Below are 17,716 nucleotides of genomic sequence, written 5' to 3' on the forward strand. Positions count from 1 at the left end.
GAAAAAAACTATTTGCTATTGGAATAAATTGCAGTCTTTGTTTATTCTCCCTGAACAATAACGTCTAATAGTTTACGTCTTTTTATCGGTTTATATTAAATTTAATGTAGTGATTTGTATTAATTATATACGAATATACTTTACAGGGTCAACCTTTCAAATGATACATTAATATGCTACCAGCAATAGCAACATTTAAACTTTCAGCTTTCCCGTACATAGGTATTGTAATATTATCAGTAACTGCTTCTAGTAATTCAGGTTTAACACCTTCTCCTTCATTACCTAATAAAATTCCAAATTTTTCCTGTTGCTCAATTGATTTGAATGACACAGCATTTTCAAGTGCCGTTCCGTAAATTGGACCATTAAAGTCATTCACAAAGTCAATTAATTCCGCAGTGATAATTGGCAAATGAAACACACTGCCCTGACTTGCTCTTAAAACTTTATCTTGGTATGGATCTGCAGTTCCTTTTTCTAAAACAATTAAATCTAATCCAGCTGCATCTGCTGTTCTTATTAAAGTACCTAAATTACCTGGGTCTTGAATTCTGTCGATAAGTAATACTTGTTGCGCATCATTTTTATCATAAACAGGTTTTTCAATTACTGCGAAAAAACCTTGCGGTGTTACCGTACCAGATAAGGCCTCTGCAACTTTTAAATTAATCTCAAAAGTGAGTTCTGCATATTCTACGATTGCATCATCAACTCTATCTGGTTCAACCATAAACAATTGTTTGATTGCAATATTGCTTTTATACGCTTCTTCAATCAAATGATATCCTTCAATTAGTGCAAGTCCTGTCTTATCTCGTTCACGCTTTTTGGCTAACTTAATTGCCTGTTTAATTTTGTTGTTTTGAGCCGAAGTAATATTTTCCATCATTTATCCTCGTCTTTTTTTATTTAACACGCTAGTGATTGTATATATGAAAAAATCGTTCACAAATTATCAATGTAATAATTAATGAACGATTCACATGACTATAATGAGTCATTTTATAATGTAATTATTTAGATACAACTTCTTCACCATTGTAAGAACCACAGTTTTTACATACACGGTGAGATAATTTGTATTCTCCACAACTTGGGCATTCAGTCATTCCAGGTACTGAAATTTTGAAATGCGTACGACGTTTATTTTTTCTAGTTTTTGACGTTCTTCTTTTTGGTACTGCCATGATTTATCCTCCTTATATTTAAACACAAAATCATTAATGTCAGATTCAATATTCAATTATACTATAGAATACATAAATCTGCTATTGCTCTTCATCATATAATTGGTGTAATTTCTGAAGCCTTGGATCGATTTGCTTAGACTCTGATTCTTCCTGTTCCTTAGCAAGTTCAGCCGCTTGTTCTTCGTCTAAAACTTCCCAACCATTACCTTCGCGCATTATTACTTCACTGTTATCAGCAAAGGCACGCATTGGTTTTTCAATGATGACAAGTTCTTCAGCAATATCTTTTAAATTTATCATTCCGTCAGATGCGTCATGATAATGTTCATCATCTTCACTATCTGCATAGTAGCCATCTAAATCAAATATTTCCTGTGAAGTTGTATCAAGCGGTACTTCAACTGGTTGTAAAGTTCTTGCACAAGGCATTGTATATGTGCCAGTGATATGCATATCTGCAATAACTTCATTTGATTTTACTGTTAACTCACCATCGATAGTAATATCTGATAAATCTATTAAATCCAATGTTTCTTTTAAATGATCAAAGTTAACCGTTTGATGAAATTCAAAAGGTTTATCTTGATATTTTCTTAATTGTGTTATCGACCATTTCATACGGCTTCACCTCTAACAAGCACAAAATTTATTTTAACTTTATAGACATAAGTTGTCAAGATTTTTTCTTAACACTTATGTATCTGATATAATATTAATAATGAATACTGAAAGGAAGAAATGCAAATGAAAAGTGTTGCGCTAATTACCGAGTATAATCCCTTCCACAATGGTCACTTATACCATGCTCAGCAGTCAAAGTCAATGACCCAATCTGATGTATCAATAGCTATAATGAGCGGTCAATTTGTAATGCGTGGCGAACCAGCAATTTATAATAAATTTGTAAGAGCCGAAATGGCACTATCTGCCGTTGACATCGTCGTCGAATTACCCGCCTATGCTTCTATGTCAGCAGGACAATATTTTGCTAATAGCGCAATACAAGTTGCTGATTATCTTGACGCAAATCATTTATCTTTTGGTAGTGAGTCTGGAAACATAAACGAATTTCATAAGACGGCCAACGAAATGAAAGCAATTGAACAATCGCCAATATTTGCGCAAAAGCAAAAAGAAGGTAAAAGCTATCCTCGTATTTTAGGTGAACTGCTTGAGCATAATGAATTATTAAAAGAACCTAATAACACGTTAGGCTTATCTTACATACAAGCCATTAATAATCTTGCTCCTCAAATAACACCATGGACGATACAACGCCATCAAGCGCATCACCATGACGACGGCATTACAAATCATTCATTTGCAAGTGGCACCTCTATAAGAAATGCCTTAATTGCTAATCAAAATGGTTGGCAAAATGTAGTACCTTCTCAAATAGTACAATTATACCGACATCCTAAAGCCGATACAGAATCTTGCTTCCCTTTTATTAAACACACAGTTTTGACTCATGATGCAAACCAACTGCGTCAAATACACACAATGAGCGAAGGATTGGAGCAAAGATTAAAAAAAGTAATTTCAGCATCGACTTCTCACTCTCAGCTTATCGACGCTTTAAAATCTAAACGTTATACACGTACACATATTCAAAGAGTATTAATGAATGTATTATTAAATTTTCAGCAGCATGAGAAGCCACAAACATTAGATGCAGTACATATATTAGGCATGAGCAAGCGCGGACAAGCTTATATCAAACATTTAAAAGCTCAATTTCCTGAGCGCAACTATATAACTAATATTAATAAGCAAAACGCACATCTTTTTAAATATGAAATCCAAGCTACGAATGTATACAACAATATATTTAATAATACAGCCACCGACTTTAATACCCCGGTTATCATTAAAAAGTAAACACTTTTAGCAATGACACTAACACGATTATCTAATCAATATAGTTAGTGTCATTTATTTTTTTATTCAAAAATGCCATCTTCTAAATTTGCCAAATATCAATTTCTAACAAGACCCCTATATAATCTATAACCCTACTACTAACCAACAATAATATATGACCACTCTTATTTTGAGCAAGACTTCTGACGGAAGAGAAAGTGTCTCGAGACCACAGGCTCGAGCCTTTCCCGTAGGAAAGCATAGCTCAAAATATATTACTTACAATCCTCTTCATAATAAAAATAAAAATGAATTAAAGAGTTATCCTAATAACATCGTTGTCTCCATCCCCTTTAACACACTTTTATTTTGAGCTAGACTCCTGACGGAATAGAAAGTGTCTCGAGACCACAGGCTCGAGCCTTTCCCGTAGGAAAGCACAGCTCAAAATATATTACTTACATAACACTTCCTAATAAAAATAATGATGAATGAAATGGCTAACTGAATAAGCACTGTTGTTTCCATTCTCACAAAAAACTCTTATTTTGAGCTTGACTCCTGACGGAATAGAAAGTGTCTCGAGACTACAGGCTCGAGCCTTTCCCGTAGGAAAGCACAGCTCAAAATAATCATAAATAAAAGCCAAACAATATAACGTAATAATATTGCTTGGCTTTAATCATCTTTTATTTTTTAAACTTTTCATTCAATGCTTTAGCAACATGTTTAGGTACAAAATCAGATACATCCGCTTTATAAGCCGCAACCTCTTTTACTACACTTGAACTTATAAATGAATAATTCGTACTAGTCATCATATAAAAAGTTTCAACATCACTATTTAACTTTTTATTCATAGAAGTTAAACGCAATTCATATTCAAAGTCACTTACCGCTCTTAGCCCTCTTATTATTGTTTTAGCTCCAATTTCGTCACAAAAATCAACTAATAATCCGCTAAATTGATGAACAACCACATTATCCAAATGCTTTACAGACTCCTTAATTAACTCGATACGTTCATCTACCGAAAATGTTCCAGCCTTACTACTATTTTTTAAGACACAAATATGTATTTCTTCAAATCGATCCGCACTTCGTTCGATAATATCGAGATGACCATATGTAATGGGATCAAAACTACCTGGGATTACTGCTTTTGTATTAGTCATATGAAACTCCTTTTTTAAGTAACAAAGTATCCGTTAATCCATAATGATAACGTTTAATTGCTTCAAAAGCTGTATAATCAATATCCTCTTTATGATTAAACTCACAAACGATAATACCATTTTCTTTTAATAAATCAAATTTATCAATTCCTACTAAAGCCTCGTCTATCAACCCTTTTTCATAAGGAGGATCTAAAAAGATAACATCAAATTGAATTTCTCTTTTATTCAATGCTTTGAGCGCTCTGTCGGCGTTATTTTTATAAACTTCAGCTTTATCCATGATATCTAAACTTTTTAAGTTCCCCTTTATCACTTGTACAGCTTTAAAGTTTTGGTCTACAAAAATCATTTTTTCCATACCTCTAGAAAGTGCTTCTATACCTAAAGCGCCACTTCCAGCAAAAAGGTCTAAACCAATACCGCTAATTTCATGCAAACTATTAAATATTCCTTCTTTAACTTTATCCATTGTTGGTCGAGTGTTACGACCCTCCATACTTTCTAAAGGTTTACTTTTATGTATACCAGAAATCACTCTCATGGTACTCCCACTTCCAATCCAAATATAAATTTTATATAATGCATTATGCATATTAATTAGGAGGTTACTTATGAAACAGTCTTTTATTTATCTAGGAGAAGGTCTAACTGACCTATTTGAATTTACAACACTTATCGAATATAACTATAAACGTGTTGATGCTGTGGTATTTTTCCATACTCCTAAATCACAAAAACAACTTAGTTCCGTTGCTTTAGTCATGCAACCAACTTCAGAAAATCACTTTCAAGCTATTTACATTATGTTAAATGCAGTAAAGTATCCATACCCACAAAGTAATAAGAAGAACGATATTATCACTGCTAGCGCAAACAACTACAATATTCCGATTAAAGGCGTAGACGTGCAGCCACCCGAAACTTTTCATGATCACGAATTGTACTTTAATTATTTAAAAAGCGTATTACGTCTACAAAACTGGATACCACCATTACAATAAGTAATCGTAACAACGTTAATTTCAATAATTAAGATAGCTCATGCTTCTCTTTTTCATAAACTTTTTTCAAATATTTATAGGGTGAGCCATCAATGTTTCTCACATATTTAAGCTTCATTAATTTGTTAACTACATCGTCAGCGTCCGCTTCATTAACATACAATACAACATACTTCTTTTGTTTATTTGTAGCAACGATGTGGCCAAATTTTCGAATTTGTCGTTCGTGTTTCATATGTTTAAGATAAATAATTAAACTTGTTCTTGAAATTATGTTCATATTCTTCATCACTCCGTTTATTAGCCACTTCATAATATCACGTCTGCATAAAATTATAAATGATATTTGCTTTTATACTTATACACGTTTTGATACGATATTACATATATTTATCCAATTAGGAGGTTAATAATGACGAAATTAAATACCGTACTAAAAGGCGCATTTGTCACTACAATCGGTGTGGTAAGTAGCATATTTTTCATTTCTAAGTATACAATTAAACCTAAAAATAAAACAATTCCTGCATTTTTCACACATCCTGCGCCTTATATTTTTGCACATAGAGGTGGCATGGCCGTAAGACCTGAATTAACAAAATTAGCATTCGATAACGCTATTAATTATAGAATTGACGGATTTGAAACAGATGTAAGATTAACGAAAGATAAACAACTAGTAGTATTTCATGATGCTACAGTTGATCGTACGACGAACGGTTCTGGCAAAGTAGCCGAACATACATTAGAAGAACTTAAACAGTTGGACGCAGGCTATTATTTTTCTGATATTAATAAGCAGTATGTTTATCGTGGACACAAAGATGCAAAAATTTTATCTTTTGCAGAATTATTATCTTTATATCCAAACCATCTTATAAATGTTGATTTAAAAGATGCGCCAAATAGCGAGCAAGGTCAATTAGCGCCAAACATTATGTTTGAAGAAATTATTAAACACAACGCTCAAGAGCGCGTATTAGTTACAAGTTTCCACGAACAACAAATAAAACGTTTTAATGATATTAGTAATGGCGTTGTTGCTATAGGTGCGAGTCAAAATGAAGTTGCCGATGGATTTATAAAATTTATGTCAGGCCTTGGCAATACTTACCAAGGCAATGCCAATACTTTCCAAATGCCACCTAGTTTTAAAGGTATTAGTTTAACTTCACCAAAATTTATTGCTTGGTTAATCCAACGCAATATTATCCCTGGCTATTATGATGTTAACAATATAGACTTAATGCAAGATTTAATAAATAAAGGTGCACATACGATAGTTACCGATAATCCTGAATTAGCCGACCGTTTTAAAGCAATTTCTTAATCAATATATTTTATTTTCAACACACATTTATATATAAGCATAAAAAAGCACTCAAACTTAGTTTGAGTGCTTTTAAATATATTATAATGAGCAGTTACATGACCCACCGGTCGAACAACCACCTGCATCTTTTTGAAAGAACGGATTCCCTGCTTCGATTTTTACATTCTCAGAAAAAGCAAATGCTATTTTAGTAATAATTTCATCTACTAACGTTTGTAACGCCATTTCTTTTTTCTTAAAGTCGACAACTACTGGTAAAGTTTCGTAAGCTCTTTTTCGTTTTCGAGTATCCATCATGACATTTTGATAATCCGGGTGATATTTACCAAAACGCATAACTTCATCATACTTTTCTTTTGATTTTAAAAATGCTTGATATAGTAAATGTGCCTCATCATTATCTGCTAATTCCTTTTCGGCCATTTTATAATCTTGATATAATTCTGACTTAACAATCATTTCTCCTAAGCCTTCAATATCATCTAATACTGACACTGTTTCTTCTGTAATCATCTATAGTACACCTCGCCTTATTTGTCTTTAATAAATATTAACGTATAGTAATCGTCCATTACATCTCCGCCCATTTGATTATATTTCTTATTTAACATTCTTGAGCGATGTATATCTGAGTTCATCCAACTATTAATGAGCGTTGGTACATCATTAAATTCGTAGCCGACATTTTGACTCGTTGAGACGAATGGTACTTGTTTAGCATTTAACTGTTGTTTTAATGCGTCTTCGGTAAATTCAACACTATCTGACCCCGTAGCATCATATAAATTATAAGAAGCTATATTAGAGAGTTGGTTATTTATTTTTAAAGGTTTTAATCCTTTAAGTTTTCTCATTTCATTAGTAACTTCATATAAAGTCATTAATTGATTTGGATTTTGTTCATAAGGTAACGCATCTTCTTTTGGTTTTTTAGTATCTTCTGAATTAACCGTTTGATATGGTTTAAACGTGTTAAGTGCATCACTGTCTAAAAAGCGTACACCGATAATTTTGTTAGATTGTTGGTCTATATATACTTGAGCGTACATTTTACCGAATTTAACTAACGTTTGTGTTTTCATATCTTCGTCTGATAATTCTAAATCATATTTTTTCCCATTAACGTGAATTGTGGGTTCTGGATTTATCGTTAAATGTTCGAATACTGACGACGCTCTGTCTTGTATTTTAAGTGGGCTAACATCGGCATTTTTTCCTGTAGCATACACTGATTTGATAATGTCTTTTTTCGTCGTCACAACATAATATTGATTATTGCCCCTAAACACATAATTTTTAAACCCATTTTGGTATGGATATGTACGATCTGCTTGCCCAAATTTTTTAGTTAAATGGTTAATATTTTTACCCATCCATGTGCCTACACCTTTTTTAGGTATTTTATTTTCAGTATTTTGTTTTTGAGGTTTAAAATCTTTATTTGAAGTAGTATTTTTACTATCTTTATTAGGATTTTCTAATACGTCAAATTTCAACCTAGGTGAATAAAATAAGTAAATTAAAAATATAATTAATACTATTACACCAATAACTTTTATTATTAGTTTGTTCATTTTTCACCCACCTAATTTATCTTATACACATTGTACATGTTTTGTTAATATACAATCAAGATATCTTATTTATACAAATAATTCAGTTTTTAACATTTCTAACTTTACTATTATAGCTTTAATTATAGGGTATACAACCTAATGAGGTGAACAGAATGGAACAAATTAGCATTCAAGGTGCAAGACAAAATAACTTAAAGAATATTTCAATAGATATTCCTAAACATAAAATAACTGTTTTTACTGGCCGTTCAGGTTCTGGGAAATCATCACTCGTGTTTAATACGATAGCTGCAGAATCTGAAAGATTATTAAATGAAACCTACTCTTCATACATACAACATCAACTGACTCAATATGAAAAACCCGACGTCGATTTAATCGCTCATCTACCCGTCGCAATGATTATAAATCAGAAAAGACTCGGTGGTAATTCAAGGTCTACCGTAGGAACGATTACCGATATCTACGCTTCAGTAAGATTACTTTGGTCACGCATAGGAGAGCCGTTTGTAGGCTATTCAGATATTTTCTCTTTTAATAATACAAAAGGCATGTGTGAAACATGTTCAGGTCTAGGTTATGTTGAAGATATCGATTTAAATGAGTTGCTCGATTATGACAAGTCTTTAAATGAAGATGCGATAAACTTTCCTTCTTTTAGACCTGACAGTTGGCGAGGAAAAAGGTACTTATACTCAGGTCTTTTTGACAATGATAAAAAGCTAAAAGATTATACTAAAGAAGAGATGGATACTTTATTATATACCAAACCTAAAAAGCTTAAAAATCCGCCAAGTAATTGGCCACGAACTGCAAAATTTGAAGGATTAATACATCGCTTCAGACGTTCATTTTTATTAAGTGACAATTTTGAAAAAAATAAATTCAAGCAAGATGTAGACCGTGTAGTTACACAATCGGATTGCCCTACTTGTAATGGCAAAAGATTAAATCAAGAAGTGCTAAGTTGTAAAATAAATGGACTAGATATTGCTGACTTTACTAATCTATCCATTAATGATGCTATTGCATTTTTAAAAAAAATTGATAACGATAAAGCTAATGTAATCAAAGCACCTTTACTTGAACAACTTGAAGCTTTAAGAGACATTGGGTTGAACTATTTAACTTTATCACGTCCTACTCCTACACTTTCAGGTGGAGAATCACAACGTATAAAATTAATTAGACATTTAAATAGTCCTTTAAGTGATTTAGTTTATATTATTGATGAACCAAGTATAGGTCTACATCCAGAAGATATTCAACGCATTAATGAAATCATTCAATCTTTAAAAGCTAAAGGTAATACCGTTCTTGTCGTTGAACATGATCCAGATGTGATTCGAATTGCAGATTACGTTGTTGATTTAGGTCCAAAAGCAGGCAAACATGGTGGTAATATTACATTCACGGGCAGTTACGAAGATTTATTGGCTTCAAATACAAGTACGGGTGAGGCACTTAGAAAGCCAAAACATTTAAAAAGCAATCCTAGACCTTTTAAAGAAACTATTGAATTATCACATTTAACTCATAATAATTTAAAAGATATAACTGTAACTTTTCCACAACAAGCCATGTCAGTTATAACGGGTGTTGCTGGTTCAGGAAAAAGCTCGTTAATTAATTCTGGCTTCACATCACGCAATGACGTCAGCTATATTACGCAAAAAGCAGCCCATGCTTCTAGTCGTTCAAATCTATTAACTTTTATGGATATTTTTGATGAAGTTCGTTCATTCTTTAGTGAACACACTAATTTAAAGAAAAGTATGTTTAGCTATAATTCTGAAGGTGCATGTCCACAATGTCATGGTAAAGGTGTGCTCAAAACAGAACTTGCCTTTATGCCGGATTTCACGCAAGTTTGTGATTTGTGCCACGGCACACGTTATAATCCAGAAGTTTTAGAAGCGACAGTTAATAATTACTCTATCGCAGACATACTTGCCTTAACAGTAGATGAAGCACTTGAATACTTTGATCATAATGACAATATCATTGCTGCACTGCAGGCATTAAAAGCTACTGGTCTAAACTATATGACATTAGGACAATCTCTAAGTACGCTATCTGGTGGTGAAACACAACGAGCGAAGTTGAGTAAACATTTAATCGATAAAGTTGAAAATCATATCTTTATATTTGACGAACCAACTACAGGATTACATGAAAATGATATTCATATATTGATGAATTGTTTTGACGACCTTATCGCTGCAAACAATACCATCATATTGATAGAGCATAATTTAACCGTCATGACCCAAGCAGATTGGATTGTAGACATTGGCCCATATGCAGGTGAACAAGGTGGTCACTTACTATTTGAGGGCAGACCTCAAGAATTGTTAAATTACACATCATCATTTACAGCCAAACATTTAAAAAATTATATTACACAAAATAAATAAGCAGATTAAAATCTTATCTCAAAAATAAAAGGCAATTGCTGTTATCTAAACTAGCAATTGCCTTATTTAATATCGTCCCAGCAACATTTCATATTTAACTATATAAAAAAAACCAATCAACATGTATGATTTTCAAACAAGTTGATTGGTTAATTATTGGGCGCAAAGCCTTTTATAGACCTAAAGTTGCCTTAATTAATGACGTTGTTTCTCCACCCGGATATAAAACATAAAGTAACACATATACTGCTACGCCTGTAATCGCTGTGAAGAACCAAATAATAGAAGCGATAGGTCCGACTTTTCTATGAATATTAAACTTATCTTTAAACGCAGTAATAATTTGGACTAAACCAAGAATGCCACCAATTGTAGCCAAATTTATATGAAAAACTAAAAATATCGTATAATAAATTTTAATTGAATCTGGTCCGCCGAAAGCCGTATTTCCTATAAACACAGTTCTTGAAGCATATATAATAAAGAATAATAAAGCTGCTACTGCGGCAGTTAACATTATTCTTTTATGCCCTTCGATGTTGCGTTTCCAAATTTTGCGCCAACCTATTGCAACTAAAATTGCACTTAATACAATGCAGGTTGTACTAATTGTAGGTAAAATAGGTAAATTCATAAGTTCCATCCTTAATAATTAAATTTAAAACATTTCGATTAGAGAAACGATTACTGTTAATACGAAAAATACTACTAAATAGTTTAATGAATAGATAAACATCTTAGTTGCCCATTTAGTATTATCAGTACCCTTTTTAAAACTTGTTAGACCCATGTATAGCCAACCTAAGTTTAGTAAAGTAGCAAGTACCATAAACGTAATACCTAAATCTCTAAATAAAAATGGTAATGGTAGTAAAAATACTAACCAGATAAACATACTCACTCTCGTACGATTGAATCCCTTAACTGATGGTAGCATCGGAATATTTGCTAATGAATATTCATCTTGACGCTTAATCGCTAGAGCGTAAAAGTGTACGGGTTGCCAACAAAAGACAACTAAAAATAATGCAATTGCAGTTACGCTTAAATGACCTTCAATCGCAGTCCATCCTATTAACGGTGGCACAGCTCCAGGAAAACTTCCGATTACAGTATTCCATACTGTGTGACGTTTTGCCCAAATAGAATAAAAAGATACATAACCAACGATTCCTAATAAACCAATTACACCTGAAGGTATGTTAAGTGCAAACAATAATGCCTCTCCTATTAACATCATCCCAAAACTAAGGATCAATAAATTTCTGTCTGAAATTCTGTCGTTTACAGTTGGTCTCTTTTGTTTGCTAGGCATGATGCTGTCAATATCTTGGTCATAATAATTATTCAGTGCACAAGCACCACCCATAATCAATGTAGACCCTAATAGCATCATAATGATTTGAGGTATTGACGAGAGGAAGGAATGATTTGCTAAAACAATTGCAAGCCATGAACCAGCAAATGCTGGAATTAAGTTGCCCTGTACAAGCCCCATTTTAATAATTTGCTGTAACTCTTTATAAGTTACACGGCTCGAAGATTGTGACAAAGTCTGCTCTTTGTTCATAATTTCCCTCCTAATATTTTCATACAATATATATGATAAAGCAAAATTATTTAAAACTCCATATATATTAAAATTTATTTGTGACACTTTAGCGACATTACAAATCGTCATTATTGTGACACAAATTATATATATATTCTTGCTATAATAAGATTAAAGATTATTATAACCTTTCTTATAATTTAAGATGAGATTTTTGCAATAACCGATATAATTACTATAATATATTGTTATTGGAAATTTTTATCTCATAAAGGTATTTTTTGGTGGGGTGTTTATCATTGTTTAAAAAACGAAACCTAAAATGGTTATCGGTACTAGCTACCATCATCATGGCACTAGTACAATTAGGTGGAGCGCTCGTAACTAAGACTGGTTCAGCTGATGGCTGTGGTTCCGACTGGCCATTATGTCACGGCGCTTTTCTACCGCAAAATTTACCAATACAAACAATAATCGAATTAAGCCATCGTGCCGTGTCGGGTTTATCCTTAATCGTTGTAGTATGGTTATCTATTGTTGCTTGGAAACATATTGGTTATATAAAAGAAATAAAACCATTAGCAATTATTAGTATTAGCTTTTTATTAATTCAAGCACTTATAGGGGCAGCAGCAGTAATTTGGCAACAAAACGCCTATATTCTAGCACTTCATTTCGGTATTTCTTTAGTCAGCTTTTCTTCTGTTTTTGTAATGACTTTAATCATTTTTGAAGTCGATCGCAAATATGAGGCTGATGAACTATTTATTAGAAAACCGTTACGTAGTTTAACATGGATTATGACGGGCATTGTATATTTAACAATTTATACTGGTGCCTTAGTAAGACATAAGAAAGCAAGTCTTGCATATGGTGAATGGCCATTGCCATTTCATGATATTATACCTCATACCGAAGGAGATTGGATTAACTTCGTCCATAGAGGTATGGCGTTAATTACATTTATTTGGATATTATTAACATTCATCCATGCACTTAACAATTATCACCAAAACAGAACAATCCGTTATGGTTACACGACTGCATTTATCTTAATTATTTTGCAAGTAACTACAGGCGCATTATCTGTCATCACACATGTGAATTTAATTATTGCATTACTACACGCTTTAATTATCACTATTTTATTTGGTTTAATCACCTACTTCATCGTACTAATGTTACGAACGATTCGTAGTGGTGGTTAATAAAAAATGATAAACGCTATAAACAAATGGAGCCTGGGACATAATTCCTAACTCGAATTAAATAACACCTCATTCTACTGATTTATTCAGTAAAAATGAGGTGTTATTTTTTATAATCTACGATTTTGTTCGTGCATGCTTGCCTAGGGTATGGCTCGAGCCTGTAGTCTCTCACTCATACGATTCCCTTAGGCGTCAGCACTTTACAAAATCGTTACAAATGTCCAATTTTATACAAAAAATAAAGCACGCTCGTATAATTTAATTAATCACGACAAAAACCAAATTAACGAGGTGCCTTATGTATAAAAATTATAACATGTCTCAAATAACGCTACCACTAAATATTGAAATATTGAATACAGAAAATGATATTGCACGTTATGTGAATCAAATTGTAGAGTTTATACATAGATGGTACTAAGATTGAAGCAAGTGCTAACAAGTCTACATTTGTGTGGTGAAAAACACTGAAAGATATATTAGTAAAGTAATTGAACAAATCTAACGAAAATGAATTTAACACATAAAATTGTACTTACTATGAAATAAGATATGTCATTAGGTGGGAATTCATAGTAAAACGCGAACTTGGAATTGCCTTAATAGCAACAAATATAAGAAAAAATGGTAGCTCTAAGAGCTACTAAAAAGACTTTGAAAATGAAATACAGTGGAAATTCAATTTTACTAATGAATTCCCACTGTATTTTTACTTTCTAGAATATTTCTGTCCCGGACTCTGTTTTATAGTTAATTAAATTTGAAAAGTTAATCTACCGCTTCTTTTTCAATTTCGATTAATAAATCACCTGATTCAATTGCGTCGCCACTTTGTACAGTTAACTTAGTAACTACACCATCAAATGGCGCTTGAACAGTTGTTTCCATTTTCATTGCTTCTGTAATTAATAATGCTTGGCCACTCTTCACATTTTCACCTTCAGCAATTTTAACTTCTGTTACAGAACCTGGCATTTGCGCACCAATGTGGTTAGGGTTTAATTTATCTGCTTTAGGTTTTACGCTTGCATTGGCTTTTACATTTTCATCTTGAATATAAATTCGACGTGCTTGACCATTCATGTCGAAGAAAATTGTACGTACACCTTTCTCATCTGGTTCTGTTATAGCTTTAAGTGTAATGATTAGACGTTTACCTGTATCAATTTCGATTTCTACAGTTTCATTGTTACGCATACCAAAGAAGAATGTTGGTGTATCAAGCAATGATACGTTACCGTATTGTTCTTGTGTTGTCATATATTGTTCATATACTTTTGGATACAGCACATAACTAATAATGTCTTGTTCTGTTACTTCTTTAAGTTGTTTTTCTTCTAGTTCTTTTCTAACACTTTCAAAATCTACTGGATCTAAGTATTCACCTGGTCTGTCTTCTAAAGGTGTTTCACCTTTAAGCACTACTTTTTGTAATTCTTTATTGAAGCCATCTACAGGTTGACCAATATCACCTTTGAAAAATGATACTACTGATTCAGGGAAATCTAATTTGTAACCGTCCTTGAGTACAGTTTCTTCATCTAAATCATTTTGTACCATGTATAGTGCCATATCACCAACAATTTTAGATGACGGTGTCACTTTAACAATATCCCCGAATAAGAAATTGACTCTACGATACATATCTTTGACTTCGTTATAGCGATTACCTAAACCTAAACTTTTAGCCTGTTGATGCAAGTTAGAATATTGACCACCTGGCATTTCATGTTTATATATTTCAGTATTTGGTGATTTAATATCACTTTCAAAGTCACTATAGTATTGTCGAACTGTACCCCAATATTGAGATAAGCTTTCCATACCTTCTATATCCGCACGCATATCACGAGGGAAGCCGTTTAATGCATAATATAATGAGTTACCACTTGGTTGACTTGTTAAGCCACTCATTGATGCTACAGCAGTATCAATAACATCGACGCCTGCATCAATCGCTTGTTTATACAGTAGTAAACCATTGCCACTTGTATCATGAGTGTGCAAGTGAATTGGAATATCAACGACTGATTTTAATTCTGCAACTAGTTCGTAAGCTGCCTTAGGTTTCAATAAACCTGCCATGTCTTTAATTGCTAAAATATGGAAACCTTCACGCTCTAACTCTTTCGCCATATTGACATAATAGTCTATCGTATAAATGTTAGAACGTTCTGGGTTTAAAATATCACCCGTATAACAAATCGCACCTTCAGATATTTTACCAGCTTCTTGCACTGCCTCATTCGCTACTTTCATTTGATCTATCCAATTTAATGAGTCAAAGATACGGAATACATCGATGCCTGCATCAGCACTTTCTTTGACAAACTTTTTAATAACATTATCTGGATAGTTTTTATAACCAACCGCGTTAGAAGCTCGTAATAACATTTGGAATAACACGTTAGGTATTGCTTTACGTAATCTTTCCAAACGTTCCCATGGATTCTCTTTCAAGAAATTGTAGGCAACATCAAACGTTGCGCCGCCCCACATTTCAAGAGAAAAGTTATCTTTCATGACTTGCGCCGTTTTAGACGCTATGTTCATCATGTCATTTGTACGAACTCGAGTTGCTAACAATGATTGATGTGCATCTCTAAAAGTAGTGTCTGTAATTAATACATCTTCTTGTTGTTTTAACCAATCGGCTACAGCTTTTGGTCCTTTGTCATCTAATAATTGTTTCGTACCTGATAATTGCGCGATTTCTTTTTTACTAACTTTTGGCGTTGGTGTAACTTCGTATTCAGGTTTTGGTCGTTTTTCTACATTTGGGAAGCCATTTACTGTAATGTTACCAATGTATTCTAACGTTTTTGTACCTCTATCTTGGCTCGGTTCAATTTCAAAAAGTTCAGGCGTATTTTCAATAAATTTAGTTGTATAATCACCACTAATAAATTGAGGATTACGGATTACATTTTTCAAGAATTGTACGTTCGTCTTTACGCCTCTAATACGCATTTCTTGTAATGAACGGTCCATTTTTTCTTGAGCTTGTTTAAAGTTAAGTCCATGTGTAGACAACTTAACTAACAGAGAATCATAATATGGTGAAATTTCCGCACCTTGGAATCCGTCGCCCGCATCTAAACGTACACCAAAACCACCACTAGAACGATAAGCTATAATACGGCCTGTATCTGGCATAAAGTCATTAGATGGATCTTCTGTTGTAATACGACATTGAATCGCATAACCTAATGTTTTGATATCTTCTTGATGAGGCATATTAACACGGTCGCCGAATAATGGTTCACCATCAGCAATTAAAATTTGAGTTTTTACGATATCAATACCTGTGATCATCTCTGTAATTGTATGCTCAACTTGAACACGTGGATTTACTTCAATAAAGAAGAACTCTTCTCCTGAAACTAAAAATTCTACTGTCCCTGCGTTGACATAATCAATTTTATTGGATAAATCTACGGCAGCATCACATATACGTTCTCTCATTTCTTCTGTAAGACCTACAGATGGCGCAACTTCAACGACTTTTTGATGTCTACGTTGAACTGAGCAATCACGTTCATATAAATGAACGATATTACCATGTTCGTCACCGATAATTTGTACTTCAATGTGTTTTGGATTATCAATGTATCTTTCTATATAAACTTCACTATTACCAAAAGATTTTTCGGCTTCTGATTTAGCTCTGTGGAATGCATCTTCTAATTCATCAGCATTACGAACGATACGCATACCTTTACCGCCACCGCCACTTGTCGCTTTAATCATTAATGGATAACCAGCTTCTTCGGCAAATGATTTGGCTGCCTCAAAAGTTTCTACTGGTCCATCCGTACCTGGAATAACAGGTAAATCAGCTTTGATAGCAGTTTCTCTAGCTTTCACCTTATCTCCGAACATATCCAAATGTTCAAGTCTTGGGCCAATAAATTTTATGCCCTCTTCTTTACAACGGCGTGCAAAAGTTTCATTTTCACTTAAAAAGCCATAGCCTGGATGGATAGCATCAACTTCTGCGCGCTTAGCTACTTCGATAATTCTCTCTATATTTAAATAACTATCTGCCGGTCCTAAATCTTCACCGACTAAGTATGATTCGTCCGCTTTATATCTATGTAAAGATCCTTTATCTTCATTTGAATATATAGCAACTGTTTGAATATCTAATTCAGTTGCTGCCCTAAAAATTCTAATTGCAATTTCCCCACGATTAGCTACAAGTAATTTATTTATGTTTTTCAAATCATGGTCCCCCTTAAATTTTTGAATTTTCTAAATAGTTAGATATATAACATTATATCAAAATGCGATGTTTGTATACAGTAAAAAATTATTCTTAGTGTTATTTTATACTAATGTATGTATAATTACTCGTATATTTACAATAGACATACCTTTATCTTATATGA

General features: G+C 33.0%; 17 protein-coding genes. 6 read left to right on the forward strand and 11 right to left on the reverse strand.

Annotation, left to right across the window (positions count from 1 at the left end):
- Window positions 1-148: 148 nt before the first annotated feature.
- From C7J89_RS10085 to C7J89_RS10095, 3 genes are all read right to left on the reverse strand, one after another.
- Window positions 149-889: a TrmH family RNA methyltransferase gene (locus C7J89_RS10085; protein WP_061854937.1), complete on the reverse strand. Its 741-nt coding sequence runs from the start codon at window positions 887-889 to the stop codon at window positions 149-151.
- A 127-nt stretch (window positions 890-1,016) separates the two neighbouring features.
- Window positions 1,017-1,190 carry a 50S ribosomal protein L32 gene (gene rpmF / locus C7J89_RS10090; RefSeq protein ID WP_002435373.1) on the reverse strand — a complete coding sequence of 58 codons (174 nt, stop codon included), beginning with the start codon at window positions 1,188-1,190 and terminating at the stop codon, window positions 1,017-1,019.
- Window positions 1,191-1,271: 81 nt separating this feature from the next.
- Window positions 1,272-1,811: a YceD family protein gene (locus C7J89_RS10095; RefSeq protein WP_103295970.1), complete on the reverse strand. Its 540-nt coding sequence runs from the start codon at window positions 1,809-1,811 to the stop codon at window positions 1,272-1,274.
- 126 nt (window positions 1,812-1,937) lie between these two features.
- Here C7J89_RS10095 and C7J89_RS10100 point away from each other — a divergent pair, with 126 nt between their 5' ends.
- Complete coding sequence (locus C7J89_RS10100) at window positions 1,938-3,074, forward strand: nucleotidyltransferase (RefSeq protein ID WP_103295971.1); 1,137 nt, start codon at window positions 1,938-1,940, stop codon at window positions 3,072-3,074.
- A gap of 671 nt (window positions 3,075-3,745) precedes the next feature.
- On the opposite strand, the gene coaD is transcribed toward C7J89_RS10100, so the two are convergent.
- Both coaD and rsmD read right to left on the reverse strand, forming a co-directional pair.
- Complete coding sequence (coaD, locus tag C7J89_RS10105; RefSeq protein ID WP_103295972.1) at window positions 3,746-4,231, reverse strand: pantetheine-phosphate adenylyltransferase; 486 nt, start codon at window positions 4,229-4,231, stop codon at window positions 3,746-3,748.
- Window positions 4,224-4,775: a 16S rRNA (guanine(966)-N(2))-methyltransferase RsmD gene (rsmD, locus tag C7J89_RS10110; protein ID WP_103295973.1), complete on the reverse strand. Its 552-nt coding sequence runs from the start codon at window positions 4,773-4,775 to the stop codon at window positions 4,224-4,226. The genes coaD and rsmD overlap by 8 nt, the downstream gene beginning before the upstream one ends.
- Before the next feature lie 70 nt (window positions 4,776-4,845).
- On the opposite strand from rsmD, the gene C7J89_RS10115 reads away from it, so the two are divergent.
- Window positions 4,846-5,235: a DUF7147 family protein gene (locus tag C7J89_RS10115; RefSeq protein ID WP_061854942.1), complete on the forward strand. Its 390-nt coding sequence runs from the start codon at window positions 4,846-4,848 to the stop codon at window positions 5,233-5,235.
- Between the two features lie 28 nt (window positions 5,236-5,263).
- On the opposite strand, the gene C7J89_RS10120 is transcribed toward C7J89_RS10115, so the two are convergent.
- Window positions 5,264-5,515, reverse strand: coding sequence for a YlbG family protein (locus C7J89_RS10120; RefSeq protein WP_048794175.1), 252 nt, complete (start codon window positions 5,513-5,515; stop codon window positions 5,264-5,266).
- 132 nt (window positions 5,516-5,647) lie between these two features.
- Here C7J89_RS10120 and C7J89_RS10125 point away from each other — a divergent pair, with 132 nt between their 5' ends.
- Window positions 5,648-6,565 carry a lysophosphatidylglycerol phospholipase D gene (locus tag C7J89_RS10125; protein WP_103295974.1) on the forward strand — a complete coding sequence of 306 codons (918 nt, stop codon included), beginning with the start codon at window positions 5,648-5,650 and terminating at the stop codon, window positions 6,563-6,565.
- A gap of 81 nt (window positions 6,566-6,646) precedes the next feature.
- Here C7J89_RS10125 and C7J89_RS10130 read toward each other — a convergent pair whose 3' ends face one another.
- Both C7J89_RS10130 and C7J89_RS10135 read right to left on the reverse strand, forming a co-directional pair.
- On the reverse strand, window positions 6,647-7,081 hold the full coding sequence (locus C7J89_RS10130) for a YlbF/YmcA family competence regulator (RefSeq protein WP_061854944.1): 435 nt from the start codon (window positions 7,079-7,081) through the stop codon (window positions 6,647-6,649).
- A 17-nt stretch (window positions 7,082-7,098) separates the two neighbouring features.
- Window positions 7,099-8,142, reverse strand: coding sequence for a CAP-associated domain-containing protein (locus tag C7J89_RS10135; protein WP_061854945.1), 1,044 nt, complete (start codon window positions 8,140-8,142; stop codon window positions 7,099-7,101).
- A gap of 155 nt (window positions 8,143-8,297) precedes the next feature.
- Between C7J89_RS10135 and C7J89_RS10140 the strand changes: the two genes are divergently transcribed.
- On the forward strand, window positions 8,298-10,562 hold the full coding sequence (locus tag C7J89_RS10140; RefSeq protein WP_103295975.1) for an ATP-binding cassette domain-containing protein: 2,265 nt from the start codon (window positions 8,298-8,300) through the stop codon (window positions 10,560-10,562).
- A 172-nt stretch (window positions 10,563-10,734) separates the two neighbouring features.
- Here C7J89_RS10140 and C7J89_RS10145 read toward each other — a convergent pair whose 3' ends face one another.
- Together C7J89_RS10145 and cyoE are read right to left on the reverse strand one after the other, a co-directional pair.
- Window positions 10,735-11,196, reverse strand: a complete 462-nt coding sequence (locus C7J89_RS10145; protein WP_048794180.1) for a DUF420 domain-containing protein — start codon at window positions 11,194-11,196, stop codon at window positions 10,735-10,737.
- A gap of 24 nt (window positions 11,197-11,220) precedes the next feature.
- A complete protein-coding gene (gene cyoE, locus C7J89_RS10150; RefSeq protein ID WP_103295976.1) occupies window positions 11,221-12,132 on the reverse strand; it encodes a heme o synthase in 912 nt (303 codons plus the stop codon).
- A gap of 281 nt (window positions 12,133-12,413) precedes the next feature.
- Here cyoE and C7J89_RS10155 point away from each other — a divergent pair, with 281 nt between their 5' ends.
- Both C7J89_RS10155 and C7J89_RS13485 read left to right on the forward strand, forming a co-directional pair.
- Window positions 12,414-13,322: a COX15/CtaA family protein gene (locus C7J89_RS10155; protein WP_061854948.1), complete on the forward strand. Its 909-nt coding sequence runs from the start codon at window positions 12,414-12,416 to the stop codon at window positions 13,320-13,322.
- A gap of 301 nt (window positions 13,323-13,623) precedes the next feature.
- A complete protein-coding gene (locus C7J89_RS13485) occupies window positions 13,624-13,746 on the forward strand; it encodes a hypothetical protein (RefSeq protein WP_258027139.1) in 123 nt (40 codons plus the stop codon).
- 347 nt (window positions 13,747-14,093) lie between these two features.
- Here the strand turns inward: C7J89_RS13485 and C7J89_RS10160 are convergent, their stop codons facing one another.
- Window positions 14,094-17,549: a pyruvate carboxylase gene (locus C7J89_RS10160; protein ID WP_103295977.1), complete on the reverse strand. Its 3,456-nt coding sequence runs from the start codon at window positions 17,547-17,549 to the stop codon at window positions 14,094-14,096.
- Between the last annotated feature and the right edge of the window lie 167 nt (window positions 17,550-17,716).

Origin of the sequence: Staphylococcus kloosii, assembly GCF_003019255.1 — a bacterium.
Classification (GTDB): Bacteria; Bacillota; Bacilli; order Staphylococcales; family Staphylococcaceae; genus Staphylococcus; species Staphylococcus kloosii.